This window comes from Pseudorhizobium sp. NPDC055634 (assembly GCF_053618655.1).
Genome location: NZ_JBSHHW010000002.1, coordinates 129,286 through 143,537 on the forward strand (window position 1 = coordinate 129,286; position 14,252 = coordinate 143,537).

General features: G+C 64.8%; 16 protein-coding genes. 10 read left to right on the top strand and 6 right to left on the bottom strand.

All coding sequences use genetic code 11. From position 1 onward, the window contains the following. Positions 1–35 precede the first annotated feature (35 nt). From ACWGPT_RS03650 to ACWGPT_RS03670, 5 genes are all read left to right on the top strand, one after another. Positions 36–488, top strand: a complete 453-nt coding sequence (locus tag ACWGPT_RS03650; protein WP_452604225.1) for a TspO/MBR family protein — start codon at positions 36–38, stop codon at positions 486–488. Positions 489–557: 69 nt separating this feature from the next. After that, entirely contained in the window at positions 558–1,001 is a 444-nt protein-coding gene (locus ACWGPT_RS03655) for a PaaI family thioesterase (RefSeq protein ID WP_452604226.1), read from the top strand. Further along, positions 998–1,636, top strand: coding sequence for a 5'-methylthioadenosine/S-adenosylhomocysteine nucleosidase (locus ACWGPT_RS03660; protein ID WP_452604227.1), 639 nt, complete (start codon positions 998–1,000; stop codon positions 1,634–1,636). Before ACWGPT_RS03655 ends, ACWGPT_RS03660 begins: the two co-directional genes overlap by 4 nt. A 40-nt stretch (positions 1,637–1,676) precedes the next feature. Then, on the top strand, positions 1,677–3,254 hold the full coding sequence (guaA, locus tag ACWGPT_RS03665) for a glutamine-hydrolyzing GMP synthase (RefSeq protein WP_452604514.1): 1,578 nt from the start codon (positions 1,677–1,679) through the stop codon (positions 3,252–3,254). A 2-nt stretch (positions 3,255–3,256) separates the two neighbouring features. Then, entirely contained in the window at positions 3,257–3,577 is a 321-nt protein-coding gene (locus tag ACWGPT_RS03670) for a hypothetical protein (protein ID WP_452604228.1), read from the top strand. Between the two features lie 36 nt (positions 3,578–3,613). On the opposite strand, the gene ACWGPT_RS03675 is transcribed toward ACWGPT_RS03670, so the two are convergent. Together ACWGPT_RS03675 and ACWGPT_RS03680 are read right to left on the bottom strand one after the other, a co-directional pair. Next, complete coding sequence (locus ACWGPT_RS03675; protein WP_452604229.1) at positions 3,614–5,056, bottom strand: methyl-accepting chemotaxis protein; 1,443 nt, start codon at positions 5,054–5,056, stop codon at positions 3,614–3,616. Between the two features lie 91 nt (positions 5,057–5,147). Further along, positions 5,148–5,309, bottom strand: a complete 162-nt coding sequence (locus tag ACWGPT_RS03680) for a hypothetical protein (protein ID WP_452604230.1) — start codon at positions 5,307–5,309, stop codon at positions 5,148–5,150. Positions 5,310–5,473: 164 nt separating this feature from the next. Between ACWGPT_RS03680 and ACWGPT_RS03685 the strand changes: the two genes are divergently transcribed. Further along, complete coding sequence (locus ACWGPT_RS03685) at positions 5,474–5,821, top strand: ArsC family reductase (protein ID WP_452604231.1); 348 nt, start codon at positions 5,474–5,476, stop codon at positions 5,819–5,821. Positions 5,822–5,903: 82 nt separating this feature from the next. After that, the gene (locus ACWGPT_RS03690; protein WP_452604232.1) at positions 5,904–7,157 is read left to right on the top strand and encodes an aminopeptidase; all 1,254 of its coding nucleotides are present in this window, start codon (positions 5,904–5,906) and stop codon (positions 7,155–7,157) included. Between the two features lie 40 nt (positions 7,158–7,197). Here the strand turns inward: ACWGPT_RS03690 and ACWGPT_RS03695 are convergent, their stop codons facing one another. Together ACWGPT_RS03695 and xseA are read right to left on the bottom strand one after the other, a co-directional pair. Then, positions 7,198–7,530, bottom strand: a complete 333-nt coding sequence (locus ACWGPT_RS03695) for a hypothetical protein (RefSeq protein ID WP_452604233.1) — start codon at positions 7,528–7,530, stop codon at positions 7,198–7,200. Positions 7,531–7,628: 98 nt separating this feature from the next. After that, complete coding sequence (xseA, locus tag ACWGPT_RS03700; protein WP_452604234.1) at positions 7,629–9,239, bottom strand: exodeoxyribonuclease VII large subunit; 1,611 nt, start codon at positions 9,237–9,239, stop codon at positions 7,629–7,631. Between the two features lie 246 nt (positions 9,240–9,485). Here xseA and ACWGPT_RS03705 point away from each other — a divergent pair, with 246 nt between their 5' ends. Together ACWGPT_RS03705 and ACWGPT_RS03710 are read left to right on the top strand one after the other, a co-directional pair. Continuing rightward, complete coding sequence (locus ACWGPT_RS03705; RefSeq protein ID WP_452604235.1) at positions 9,486–9,749, top strand: spike base protein, RCAP_Rcc01079 family; 264 nt, start codon at positions 9,486–9,488, stop codon at positions 9,747–9,749. Next, on the top strand, positions 9,746–10,525 hold the full coding sequence (locus ACWGPT_RS03710; RefSeq protein ID WP_452604236.1) for a hypothetical protein: 780 nt from the start codon (positions 9,746–9,748) through the stop codon (positions 10,523–10,525). The genes ACWGPT_RS03705 and ACWGPT_RS03710 overlap by 4 nt, the downstream gene beginning before the upstream one ends. A gap of 45 nt (positions 10,526–10,570) precedes the next feature. Here ACWGPT_RS03710 and ACWGPT_RS03715 read toward each other — a convergent pair whose 3' ends face one another. After that, the gene (locus ACWGPT_RS03715) at positions 10,571–11,095 is read right to left on the bottom strand and encodes a class I SAM-dependent methyltransferase (RefSeq protein ID WP_452604237.1); all 525 of its coding nucleotides are present in this window, start codon (positions 11,093–11,095) and stop codon (positions 10,571–10,573) included. 467 nt (positions 11,096–11,562) lie between these two features. On the opposite strand from ACWGPT_RS03715, the gene ACWGPT_RS03720 reads away from it, so the two are divergent. Further along, the gene (locus tag ACWGPT_RS03720) at positions 11,563–12,270 is read left to right on the top strand and encodes a LysM peptidoglycan-binding domain-containing protein (protein WP_452604238.1); all 708 of its coding nucleotides are present in this window, start codon (positions 11,563–11,565) and stop codon (positions 12,268–12,270) included. Positions 12,271–12,332: 62 nt separating this feature from the next. Here ACWGPT_RS03720 and ACWGPT_RS03725 read toward each other — a convergent pair whose 3' ends face one another. Further along, positions 12,333–14,180: a hypothetical protein gene (locus ACWGPT_RS03725; protein ID WP_452604239.1), complete on the bottom strand. Its 1,848-nt coding sequence runs from the start codon at positions 14,178–14,180 to the stop codon at positions 12,333–12,335. Between the last annotated feature and the right edge of the window lie 72 nt (positions 14,181–14,252).

The window sequence follows — 14,252 nt, forward strand, 5'->3', positions numbered from 1 at the left end:
TGGCGCCGCAAAAGCGGTGCCCTATGTTCCCGCCCATGAAGAAAGCACTCATCTACATTCTTTTCATCGCCATCATCGTCGGTCTCGGAGCACTCAGCGGTATCAGCAACATGCCGGGCGAGTGGTACCAGTCGCTGGAAAAGCCCTTCTTCCAGCCACCACCATGGCTCTTCGGGCCGGTCTGGACGACGCTATACGTGCTGATCGCTGTAGCCGGCGCCCGTAACTGGCTTCAGGCCCCGGCCTCGGGACGGATGCAGGTCTGGTTCGTGCAGATGATCCTGAACTTCCTCTGGTCGCCGGCCTTCTTCGGCTACCAGAGCCCGTTGCTCGGCCTTGTCGTGATCATACCGATGCTCGTCGCCATCCTTCTGTTCATCCGGATGAGCTGGAACGCCGACCGGATCTCCGCATGGCTCTTCGTCCCCTATGCGGCCTGGGTGACCTTTGCCTCCATCCTCAACCTGTCGATTGCGCTCCTGAACTGACGCCGGACCTGATCCCGCTTGCCCGACCGTCGGGGACATGCCAATTTCGCACCTGCGAGAGGGCATGACATGAGCGAGACGGACGATTTCCGCGAACGGATCAGGCAAAGCTACGGTCGCCAGCCGGCGATGGAGACGATCGGCGCGACGCTGACGCGCATCGAACAGGCGATGGTCGAGATCGAGTTGCCGTTCGACCAGAAGTTGACCCAGCAGCACGGCCTTCTGCACGGCGGGATCATCTCCGCCGCGCTCGACACGGCATGCACCTATGCCGCCTTTTCGGTCATCCCGCCGGATGCGTCCCTGTTGACGATCGAGTTCAAGGTGAACCTCATGTCGCCCGGCCGTGGTGAGCGTTTCCTGTTTCGCGGCGAGATTACCAAGCCCGGTTCCACGATCGTCGTGGCTGACGGCCGCGCCTATGCTCTCGCCGACGGGCCGGCAAAGCTGATCGCCTCGATGACGGCGACGATGATGGTGGTACGCGGCCGGGAGGACATCGTCGGATGAACGCCACCCTGAAACAGGTGGCCGGCCGCTCCCTGCTCTTCGTGATGGCGGTGGACGCGGAATACGGGGTCCATCTGCGCCAGCGCATTTCGCCGCTGATGACAGGCGTCGGCCCCGTCGAGGCCGCCGTCGTCCTCACGCAGGCGCTGACGCAGCTGGCGGCCGCGTCGACCCTACCGGACTATGTCGTCTCGCTCGGCTCTGCCGGTTCCCGGACCCTCGAGCAGACCGGGGTCTACCAGGTCGCCTCGGTCGCCTACCGCGACATGGACGCCTCGCCGCTCGGCTTCGAGCGGGGCAGGACACCGTTCCTCGACCATCCCGCGACGATCGACCTTCCCCACAGGATCCCGGGCATCCCCGCGGCTTCGCTGTCCACCGGCGGCAATATCGTCTCCGGTTCCGCCTATGATGCGATCGACGCGGACATGGTGGACATGGAGACCTTCGCGCTACTGAGAAGCTGCAACCGGTTCGATCTCCCCCTGATCGGCCTGCGCGGGATCTCGGATGGCAAGGAGGAACTCAAGCATGTCGGCAACTGGACCGAATACCTCCACGTGATCGACGAGAAGCTGGCGGTCGCCGTCGATCGCCTCCTCGGCGCCCTGGAGAGTGGCGAATTGAGGTCCTGACGCAGTTGCGCGCAGGCCAAGTTTTCTCTAAATGCTCGCCATGACCCAGATCGCCCATCCCGACAGCATCCTCATCATCGATTTCGGCAGCCAGGTAACGCAGCTGATTGCGCGCCGCGTTCGCGAAGCCGGCGTCTATTGCGAGATCCACCCCTTCCAGAACGCCGCCGCCGCCTTCGAGAAGATGCAGCCGAAAGGCGTGATCTTTTCCGGCGGCCCCGCCTCCGTGACGGCTGAAGGCAGCCCACGGGCGCCGCAGGCGGTCTTCGATTCCGGTGTGCCCATCCTCGGCATCTGCTACGGCCAGCAGACGCTCTGCACGCAACTCGGCGGTGTTGTCGAAGGCGGCCATGCGGCCGAGTTCGGTCGTGCGGACCTGGAGGTGAAAGCGTCGAGCCCGCTGTTCGAGGGCTTCTGGGAGGTCGGCGGACGCTATCCCGTCTGGATGAGCCATGGCGACCGCGTCACCAGGCTGCCGGAAGGTTTCGAGGTGATCGCCACCTCCGAAAACGCGCCGTTCGCAATCGCCGCAGACGAGAGCCGCCACTACTACACGACCATGTTCCACCCGGAAGTCGTGCATACGCCGGACGGCGCGAAGCTGCTCTCCAATTTCGTGCACAAGATCGTCGGCCTGAAATCCGATTGGACCATGGCGGCATACCGCGCCGAGATGATCCGCAAGATCAAGGAGCAGGTCGGCTCCGGACGCGTCATCTGCGGCCTGTCGGGCGGTGTCGATTCCTCCGTCGCGGCCGTGCTCATCCATGAGGCGATCGGCGACCAGCTGACCTGCATCTATGTCGACCACGGGCTGATGCGCATGGGCGAAAGCGAGCAGGTCGTCGGCATGTTCCGCGACCATTACAACATCCCGCTCGTCCACGTGGATGCATCCGACCTGTTCCTTACCGAACTTGCGGGCATCAGCGATCCGGAAGTGAAGCGCAAGACGATCGGCCGGCTGTTCATCGAGGTGTTCGAGGCGGAAGCCGCCAAGATCGCCGAGGACGGCAAGGGCGCGCCGAAGTTCCTGGCGCAGGGAACCCTCTATCCCGACGTCATCGAAAGCGTCTCCTTCTCCGGCGGACCGTCGGTGACGATCAAGAGCCACCACAATGTGGGCGGCCTGCCCGAGCGCATGAACATGAAGCTCGTCGAGCCGCTGCGGGAGCTCTTCAAGGACGAGGTGCGCGCGCTCGGCCGCGAACTCGGCCTGCCGGAGAGCTTCATCGGCCGCCATCCCTTCCCGGGACCGGGGCTCGCCATCCGCTGCCCGGGCGCCGTGACCCGCGAGAAGCTCGACATCCTGCGCAAGGCAGATGCCATCTACCTCGACGAGATCCGCAAGGCGGGCCTCTACGACACGATCTGGCAGGCCTTCGCCGTGCTGCTTCCGGTCCAGACGGTCGGGGTGATGGGCGACTACCGCACCTATGACTTCGTCTGCGCACTTCGTGCGGTGACCTCGGTCGACGGCATGACGGCCGACTTCTATCCCTACGACATGAACTTCCTCGGCCGAACCGCCACCCGCATCATCAACGAGGTGCGCGGCATCAACCGGGTCGTCTACGACGTCACGTCGAAGCCCCCGGGCACGATCGAGTGGGAGTAAACATGGCTGAGGGAGGCATGCATCTCGTTCAGATCCTGCTCCCTGCCAACGATCCTGACGGACAGCCCTTCCCGCCGGGGCTGTTTGCATCCGTCCGCGATCATCTCGCCCGGTCATTCGGAGGCATCACCTTCCACCGGAGCGCGCCGGCCGAGGGGCTCTGGCTCGGCGAGGGCGGAGTCCAACGCGATGCGATCGTCACCGCCGAGGTAATGGTCGAGACGCTGGACGAGGCCTGGTGGCGGGCCTACCGGCAGGAACTGGAAAGGACCTTCCGGCAGGACGAGATCGTCATCCGCGCAATATCGATGGTACGGCTCTAGCAATCTGTCGCATGTCGATCGGGGCTCCGGCGAGCGCTATACCCGTATTGCCAGGCGAAGCCCGCCCCAGTGGCGTCCGTTGACGAAAACGGGGGCCGAGATGTCCTTCATCAGCACATACTGGCCGCCGCCCATATCACGACGATAGGTCTGCAGCAGGAAGGGCTCGGTATTGCGCCCGGCTGCAAGACCCACCCGGTCGTTGAACATCCTGCGATTGCGGCAATTTGCCGTGTTCCACTCGACGTCACCGGGACGCTGGGGATGCGAGAACTTGCGGTTATGGGTCGGCAGATAGCCGTTCTCGTCGACGCAGGCGCAGAATGCCACGCGCTCGTCGCTTGCCGCGGCTTTCTCCTGGATTGCCGGCAGGACTGCGTCGGTAAGCTCCGTGAACCGGGTCATGTACTGGACGGGATCGGTGCCGGGGATCGGCTGATACCGGCGGTCGAAGAGGGCCACCATGTCGGTACGGCCCGACCGGATCGCAGCTTCGAAGGCCGCGGACACCTCTGCCGCGATGGACATGGCCGCCTGTATGTAGGGGGTATCGGGGGTCTGCGTGCCCGCGCTCGCCGTCGCCTGGATGATGCGTTCGGAGATGGCGACCACCTCGCCGACCCGGCCCGACGTCTCCTGCAACTTGTCGTTCGATTTGAGGATGGCAGTGGCGGCGGTCGCGATCGAGCCGGCGAATTCGTTGCACTGCCGGTCGACGGCCTCGGTTGTTCCCGCCAGGGACGAGGCGCTGTCGAGGATCTGCGACATGACGTCCTCGACGCCCTTGAAGGAGCCCTGGACTTCCGTTGCGGTGGACTTCACGCCCTCCGCGGAGACGCGCGCCTGGTTGCCGGCGGCGACGAGCGCGTCAATTCTTGTTCCGAGCTGCTCGAGCGTCGACTGGATGGACGCCGTGGTCTGCGACGTCTGGAGGGACAGCGCCCGGACCTCGGCGGCAACGACGGCAAAGCCCTTGCCGGCGTCTCCGGCCCTCGCGGCCTCGATTGCGGCATTCAGCGCGAGAAGATTGGTCTGCCGGGCAATGGTGCCGATCGCATCGGCAAGACGGCCCACATCCGCCAGCGCAGAGGAGAACGACTTGATTTCATCGCCGATTTCCTGGGAGGCCGTCACCATGTTGTCTATGGCGGCGACCGAGCCCGTAAGTTGCTGGGCCTGCTCGCCGAGCACTTTCCTGGCACTGGCGGCCAGCTTGTCGGTTTCTCCGAGAGATTTGGCGATGTCCGCATTCGCCTCGGCTATCGCCTTGGCGGCCTGGGTCAGGCGGGTAAGTAGGGTCGCATGGGCCGAGGACTGCGCCGCGGTATCCTGGATCGTTCCTGCGATGTCGACGAGGTGCAGGCCTAGGTCGGAGGCTTCCAGCGCCAGCCTTGCTACGACGGCCTGAATACCATCGGCATCCAGGGCCGCCTCGGCCGGGGGTTCATTCTCATCAAGAATCTGCGCAATAGCACCCACCGTCACCTCCCGGATATGGCGAGATGATCGCGCGACACGATTAACAAAGCGTATAGGTGCCTAATTGATGAGCGTCAGCGCCAATCAGGCGTCAGAACTGGTCAAAGGCCTTCGGGTCGATACCCAGGATAGCAAGGTCTCGCTTGGCCGGCTTGCGATGGTTTTCCACGGCGGCCGATGCGTGGACGGCTGCTCCGAAGATCGCGAAGGCACGGCCGATGAAGCCCTGGGCATTCTTGCGTTGGTTCGACATGATCTGCTCCTGATGTTGAGCTGAATGTGTGCCCGAGTGCGGCCCGGTGCAACGCACAAGACGACATCCGAGCCATGCGCGAACGGCATGGCTTTGCCAGTGATCCAAGTCTTGCGCCCGCTTATCCCTCCTTGCTATCGCTTTCCCCTCACCGGAGGCATGGCATGAGCATCACGATCTACGGCATCAAAAACTGCGACACGATGAAGAAGGCCCGTGTCTGGCTGGACGGCCGGAACGTGACCTACAGGTTTCACGACTACCGCGTCGAGGGCATCGACAAGGCCCGCCTCGAGCGCTGGACGGATGCCGCGGGCTGGGAGACGGTGCTCAACCGCGCGGGGACGACCTTCCGCAAGCTCGACGAGGCGGCAAGGACCGGCCTTGACCGCGACAAGGCGATCGCCCTGATGCTGGAACAGCCCTCGATGATCAAGCGCCCCGTCCTGGAAGTCGACGGCAAGGTCATCGTCGGCTTCAAGCCGGAGATCTACGAGGCGCAGTTCGCCTGAAAGCGCAGCGTCGAGCGGCCTTCAAATATCCTCCGTTACGCCTTATGTCTGGCCGACATCCCGCAGACAGGACAGTGAGCCGATGAATATTCATTCCGAGATCAATTCCGCCGTCGACCCGGTCAAGCTCGACAAGCTGGCGGAGGTGGCCGTGAAGGTCGGGCTCCAGCTGCAACGCGACCAGGACCTCGTGATGACGGCGCCGCTTGCCGCCCTGCCACTTGTCCGGCTCATCACGAAGCATGCCTACATGGCCGGCGCCGGGCTCGTGACCACCTTCTACTCCGACGAGGAAGCGACACTCGCACGCTACCGGCACGCGCCGGATGCGAGCTTCGACAAGGCATCCGGCTGGCTCTACGAAGGGATGGCCAGGGCCTATGCCAATGGCGCAGCGCGTCTCGCCATCGCCGGCGACAATCCCCTGATGCTGGCGAACGAAGATCCGGCCCGCGTGGCACGCGCCAACAAGGCGAACTCGATGGCCTACAAACCGGCGCTGGAGAAGATCTCCAACTTCGACATCAACTGGAACATCGTCTCCTATCCGAACCCGTCCTGGGCGAAGATCGTGTTTCCGGGCCTGCCGGAAGACGAGGCGGTGAGAAGGCTCGCCGATGCGATCTTCGCCGCGTCGCGCGTCGATGTCGCCGATCCGATCGCCGCCTGGGCGACGCATAACGCCAATCTCAAGAAGCGCTCCGGCTGGCTGAACGGCGAACGTTTCTCCGCGCTGCATTTCACCGGCCCCGGCACGGACCTGACCGTCGGCCTGGCGGATGGCCACGAATGGCACGGCGGCGCATCGACAGCCAAGAATGGCGTGACCTGCAACCCGAACATTCCGACCGAAGAGGTCTTCACCACGCCGCATGCGATGAAGGTCGAAGGTCACGTCTCCTCTACGAAGCCCCTCTCGCACCAGGGCACGCTGATCGACGATATCCACGTCAGGTTCGAGGGTGGGCGCATTGTCGAGGCACGCGCCTCGAAGGGCGAGGAAGTGCTGAACAAGGTCCTCGACACCGACGAGGGCGCCCGACGTCTCGGCGAAGTGGCGCTGGTTCCGCATTCGTCGCCTATCTCGGCGAGCGGCATTCTCTTCTACAACACGCTGTTCGACGAGAATGCTTCCTGCCACATCGCTCTCGGCCAGTGCTATTCGAAATGCTTCCTGGATGGCGCCACGCTCAGCCAGGACCAGATCGCGGCCCAGGGCGGCAATTCGAGCCTCATCCACATCGACTGGATGATCGGCTCCGACAAGGTCGATATCGACGGCATCAGCGCGGATGGCACGCCCGTGCCCGTGATGCGCAAGGGCGAGTGGGCCTGACTAACTTCCGCCGGCTGCCTTCCAGCCGGCTGGCCACCGGTCAGCGGTAGTAGATGATCCTGCCGCCGTTGGCGGCGGTCCTTACCCACAGCACGTTGTGGAGAGCGATCCCGCGACGTGCCAGGGCATCTAGCAGCACCGGGTCGTTTTCCACCACCTGCTGGGCCTGCCTTATCCGCACCGGAAAGAGGAAAAGCGACGGATCGCGCTCGTCGTCGATCCGGCCGGGCGAAATCTGGATGGTCATGATCCCGTCATTGTAGTTCCGGCCGAACAGGAAGGCGGAGAGTTCGCTCTGTTCCGCGACCGTCGGCCCGGCGGGTGCAGTCGCGACCAGGATGCCGATGACGGCGGCAAGAAGTTTCCTATTCATCGCACACTCCGTAGGCCGGTCGAGCGGCAAAGGCCGCCCCTCCCTCATTACCTAGGCCGGGCGGACGGAAATTGAAGTAGCGGGATGCCGGCCGGGCTTCAGAACAGGCTGCCCTGCTTTGGCGGATCGCCGGGCGGGGCAGTCCTGGCGGAGGGTTTGCGGCGGGCAATATCAGTTGGCTGCGGCGAGGCAGGGGCCGTGCCGTCACCGACCGCGACGGCGTCGATCCGGTCATCCGCGAACTCGATCGCCAGCGCCTGCCCGGGCGACACGTCCGAGGCGCGTGTCAGCGGCCGGTTGCCGGCGTCACGGACCACCGCATAGCCGCGGCTCAGGACGTTCTTGTAGGAGAGCGACTGCAGGACCCGATCCTGACCGGCGACCGCGGCGCGGCTTCGCGTCAACGCATGAGACAGGGCGGTATCCGCCTGGCGCATCAGGACCGTCACATGCTGCCGCTCACGCTGCAGATGACCGGCCAGTCGCGCCGGCAGTGCACCGAGCGCGGTCGCCGCCCTCGATACGCGGTTGTGCTCCTTCAGCATGTGTCGCTCGAGGCAGCGCTCCTTGCGCAGCACCTGCTCGGCGATGAAGCGACGTCGCTCGGCGACGCGGTTTGAAAGAAGATCGAGACGCAAGCCGGCCGTCGCCTGCTCCAGGCTGCGGCGCTTGACGACGGTGGTGCGCTCCAGGCCGCGGCCGAGGCCCGCTGCCGCCTCGTCGAAGCGTCGGCGCGGCAGGGCGAGCAACTGGTCCAGAGAGGGCAGCGCCCGGACAAGCGCGCGGAGCGACTGGCGGCGATGCTCCATATGGCGGCTCGCGCATCCCCTCAGTCTTGCCGAAAGAGCGGCGACCTGGGCCTCGAGTTCCGCCCTGACCGGCACGGCCATCTCGGCGGCGCCCGTCGGGGTGGGCGCCCGCACGTCGGCGGCATGATCGATCAGCGTCCAGTCGGTCTCGTGGCCGACGGCGGAGATGAGCGGGATACGGCTTTCGGCCGCGGCACGCACTACCGCTTCGTCGTTGAAGCCCCAGAGATCCTCGAGGCTGCCGCCGCCGCGGGCGACGATCAGCACGTCGGGCCGTCTTGCCGGACCATCGGCCGGCATCTCGTTGAAGCCCCGGATCGCCGCCGCTACCTCGTCGCCGGAGCCCTCGCCCTGCACCTTGACGGGCCAGACGACCACGTGGACCGGGAAGCGATCGGTGATGCGGTGAAGGATATCGCGGATGACGGCGCCCGTCGGCGAGGTCACCACGCCGATCACATGCGGCATGAACGGCAGGGGGCGCTTGCGCGACTGGTCGAACAACCCCTCCGCTGCCAGCCGCCTGCGCCGCTCCTCCAGAAGCGCCATCAGGGCGCCGGCGCCAGCAGGCTCCATGCTCTCGATGACGATCTGGTATTTCGACGAGCCGGGGAAGGTGGTCACCTTGCCCGTGGCAATGACTTCCATGCCCTCCTCCGGCTTGAACCTCAGGCGCGGAAAGGTGCCCTTCCAGATGACCGCATCGATGCGGGCCCGGTCGTCCTTCAGGCAGAAATAGGCATGGCCCGAGGAATGCTGGCCACGGTAGCCGGAGATTTCTCCCCGCACCCGGACATGGTCGAAGGCGGTCTCGACCGTCCGCTTGATCGAGCCGGACAGTTCCGAGACCGTCAGTTCGAGAAGATTTGTCTGCGAATCCCTGGCGGCGAAATTGGTCATGCCTCCCTTCTACAGGAAGCCGGCGCGCATTTCACCTGCCGGATGCGGGGATGGACCAAGCCCATCCCTGACCCGCAAGAGCCTGGCTGCGGTCACGTGTCCTTCGTCCGTGGACGGCATAACCCACTGATCCGGCGGGATATTCCCTTCCGGCGCCTGCGTCTGGCCATCAATAATTTTGGTCCCTTTGATCCCCGCGCCAATTCGCGGGCCGACAATGAAGGACGAGCCCAACGGAGAAGTCACATGTCCGATCGATTTGTCAATGTCCAAGCCTCGCTGTCCGGCCCTGCCTCATCCGGATTTGCCGTCACGCCCAATGATGCCGCCGACCTGCCGGAGGTCACCCGGGCGATCTATGTCGGGACTGGGGGCGACCTCACCGTCCGCATGCTGACCGGCGAAACGCTGACGTTTACCAGCATTGCGCCCGCAAGCCTCCTGCCCGTCCGGGCCACGTGCATCCTTGCGACGGGAACGACGGCCGGCAATCTCGTGGGGCTGGCATGATGCTCTCGGTCTCGACCGGCCTCGCCGCGGGCGGGCCGTCAGCTCCCGGCCTCGGGCTTGTCCTCAGCAGGGGTGGCTGGTCCCCGCTTTCGCTCGGCGGCAGCCTCCTCGCCTGGTGGGACGCCTCGCACGCCATCACACTTTCCGGCAACCAGGTGACGGCATGGGCGGACAGGAAGAACGGCCATGCCGCGCAAGGCGTCGGTTCCGCCCGCCCCAGCTGGTCCGCCACGAGCTTCGGGGGCGCTCCCGGGCTTGTCTTCGATGGAGTGGACGACGTCCTTTCGCTGTCAGGCCAGCCCTTCCCGGGTGGTTCTGCCGGATCGGAAATCTGGGCTGTCGTCCAGCAGGACGCCCAGGCCACCGATGGCGCTGCCCGCTTCGTGGTTTCCTATGGCGGCCTGGTCTCCAACGACCGCCGCGCACTCGGTCGCTTCCCCGTCGGCGGCGTCAACCGCCCGAATATCCAGTACGGCACCGGATCTGCCAACACCACCGTCACCAGCACCGTGGTCGATATTTCCGGCCGCCATCTCCTGCGCGGCCGCTTCACGACCTCGGCCGGCGCATCAGTCTCCGTCGACGGCGGCACGGCGGTCAACACAACCGGGACCGACGCCCCCGCCACCGCCACGACACGGGTCTCCATCGGAGCCCTGACATCCCTCTCCTCCTACTGGCACGGCAAGATCCGCGACGTAGTCGTGACCACGCCCCTCACCATTAACGAGGCGGACAAATTGCAGACGTTCCTGATGTCGAGAAGGGCGGTGTGATGACAACCACAGTCATGGTCTTCCCGGGCGAGGCAACCGGAATGATCAGGTCCGGCTGGACCCGCGTTCCGATAGGGTCGTGCGCAGGCGTTGGCCGCCGCCGACGGGGACGCTCAGGACTTCTTCGGCGGGCATGTTGAAGGGCGGGGCCTCGATGAAAACGCCGGACAGCTGGAGCGATCGCGTGTAATGGCCGCTGACGATATCGCGGTTCGGCGCGACATTCGGCCCGACCGGAACCCCTTCGGTGACCACCAGGTAGCGGTAGCCGGCGGTGTTTCGCAGGACCTTTTCGACGTTGTCGTTCGAAAGGTGCTGGAGAACCTGCCGTACGGAGACGAGATCTCCCGGGGGCAGCGGGTCGGTGGTGGCATCGGCGCAGACGAAGCGGACATCGTCGGAGCCGAACGCCTGGTTATTATGCTCGATCAACTCGGGGACGATATCCACCCCGACATAGGAGATCGGGCGCCCGACATTCGCGAGGACGCGGCCAGAGACCTGGAAGTCTCCGCAGCCGATATCGACAAAGGTCTTGATCTCGTCATGCGTACGCAGGAACTCGACCATGAACTCCACGTAGGCTGAGGACTGGGCTTTGCTACTGCCATTGCCCGACCAATACTTGCCGTCACCTGTTCCCCACTTGCCGGATCGGTAGGCTTCGGAAAAGATCGACTGCAGACCGCGACCTTTGTTCCTATTGAACAACCGGGCCCTCATGAGGGATCTGCGGGCATCAAGTACCCAGCCGGGCACGAATCTCTTTAGGGCCGCACGAAATTCCATTCAGCTCCCCCTCAATGGACAGGAAGAGACTATTGAGTAAATTACCCAGTTCGCAAGTGGAAACTGCATTGCTATAATTCCGCCTTGCATCTCGGGTACACTTCCATCGTTAATCTCGATGCCGCAGCTTTCTCATCATGTACCGACCGCACGAAGGATATTGCATCCACCACGACGCATACTTGGTTGATAAACCATCCTCCCCGGTGTTACCTCTAACGACTATTTCAGATGCGGAGAATTGTCTTATGATGAAACCAGCGATCGCATTGGCGTGGATCACGCTGTCGACGGCCGGCACGGCCAGTGCTGCCACGATCACGGTCGAGCCGGGGGACACATTGTCCGGTATCGCGCAGCGCATGCTGGGGGACGGAGGGCGCTGGCGGGAAATATGCCAGCAGAACCGGTCCCTGCTGCGCAACTGCAATCTGGTGCCGGCGGGTGCCGTTCTCGAAATCCCGTCCTCCCCACAGCAGCCGACGGCCGACACTCGGCAACCCGCCTCAGAAGTTCAGGCATCCGGTCCCAATCTCATCGACGAGTCGGCTGCATTTTCTGAAGGCTATTGGGGCGGCTACTGGGTCAAGCCGCAGACGTCCGCAGGGGTCGTAGATCCGGACGGCGGCCAAGGCGCCACGCGCGTGGAAAGCGCCGACAAGCCGGATGACTCGGGCAAGAATTATTCGGGCCTGCGTCGCCAGCAGCCCGTCGATCCCGGCGTTTACGATGTCGAGGTCTGGCTGAGATCCACGGACGGGCCTATGGAATTCTTGGTCGGCATGTCCGACAAGGCCATGAACCCGGCGCCCGTCACCGTCGGCGAGGAATGGCAGAAGGTCTCCGTCTCGATTACGGCCGAGCAGCCGCTGGACCGGCTCTTCCAGGTCTACGAACGCGGCGAAAGCAATCCCGCCTGGGAAATCTACGGCGTGAAGGTCGCGAAGCGCGGATAAGCGGGCCGGTCACGGCTCTCCGACCTGACGGTCAGCAGGCCGCCTTTGCAGAGAAAATCCTCCTACCGGGTGTCGATGACCCGGTAGACCGCGAAGCCGGCGCCCTCTCCCATTCTCCCGATCGGCGTGAGGTAGGGCGGGATGTGGCCTTTCGCGAGAGCCGCGTAAAGGCCGTCGGGCTTTGCAGCGATCAGGGAGCGCGTCTGCGGATCGTTCCTGCAATAGACGACGAGCGTCACGCCGGCGCCGCGCAGGAATGCCTCAGCCTCCGCCGGGGCGGCAAGGCCGATGTGGAGTTCGGTCAGCATTCCGCCCTGGTTGCGGTGGTAGGGAGCCGCAAGGACACGGTGGCGGGTGTAGCGAAGGATCTCCGCACCGCTGTTCGACGGTGCGGCGACCACGCCGGGTTCGAGCGCTGCCAGAAGGGGCAGCCCGTCCTCGGCGGAGCACTCCCCCCGTTCAGGGCGCGCGCCGCTGTCCTGGGTGAGCGTCTCGATGCCGAGCGACCTTTCGGCATTGTGGTCGATCAGCGCGCCCGCGAGCGCCCAGACCGCCGGCACCACCATCAGGACCGCCGTCACATAGGCGAAGGCGGCATTCGGACTTTCCGGATCGGCCTGCGATCCGCGCCGCAGATCGGCAATCAGCAGCGACAACGGCAGGATGGCCAGCATGTTGGCAAAGAAGAAGCCACGGACCTGCACGAGCGCGATCGCCCAGCTTGCGGCGATCATCAGCAGCAGGACGAGATGCGGTTCCCGCTCCTGCCCCATCAGGATGCGGCAGAGGCAGACCATGGCCGCGAAGAAGCCGACCGCGTAGTAGCCGCCCAGTGAATGCGGATCGCGGGTCACGATGCCGATGACGGATTGCGCCTCGGTGACAGCGTTCAGCCACAGGCTCACCAGCATGGGATCGAGGTCGGCCAGGGGGCTGCCCAGGCACTGCGGCGCAATCAGCAGGGCGGCTGCGCCGAGCGATGCGGCAATGCCCGCGCCACCGAGGAGGCGACCGTGGATCCCGCGACCGGCCGGGATGAAGGTTGCGCCCGCCAATAGCGTTCCGCCCATCGCCGCCAGCGCGTAGAAGCCGAGCGAAAGACTGTCGCAGGTCACAACGCCATAGCGGCCGGAAGGAACCGTCAGGAAAAAGACTGCGGTGATCACGAGCGCCAGCGAGAGCCCGAAGGCGCGGGCCGGCGCCGACATCGCCTCACCGTGCCATATCCACTGCAGCGCCACGCAGAGGCAGGCCACTGCCACCAGCGGCACGGTCTCCGCGCCGATCGAGATCGCTAGCGCGGCGGCTGCCCCGGCGACGAGGTAGCTCCGCGGCCGGCGGCCGGGATCGACGAGCATGGCCGCGGTCCACACCAGGAGCACCGACTGGACGTTGTGGTGATCGATCGAGCCGGGGTGAAAACGGACATTGGTGAAGGCGAACAGGCTGCCGAGACCGAGGGCGATATGCATCGCCACCGGACCGGAGAGCCGTCGGGCGGCAAGGCCGATCGGATAGAGCAGGAACGGGATGAGAAGAAGCGGCCAGAGGGTCAGCGCCAGCGCCTCCGCCTGGTTCTGCGGAAGGACGACCGTCCCGAGGCGGACCAGGGCCGCGATCGGCAGGTCGACAAGCCGCGACCAGTGCATCAGCGTACCGCCCTCGAGCCCCAGCCGGTACTGCGTCAGATCGAACCAGCCCTGACCGGCGAGGAGGTCCCTCACCTGCACCAGCCGCATGACGTCGTCGTTGTCCGTTCCCACATAATCGGTCGCGGAGGGGACGAACATGGCCAGCATGACGGCGATCGTCACCAGCGCATAGAGGAGGCTCAGCAGCGCGGGACGCTGTGACAGCGGTCTGCGTTGAGGCTTATCCTGCCTGAGATGTGCGGCCGCGGCGTCTGTCATCGGCTTCCATGGACGTTGTTTTCCCGCCGGAAACCTAGCCTTAACCTTCCCAAGAAATAGTAAAGCGCCGCG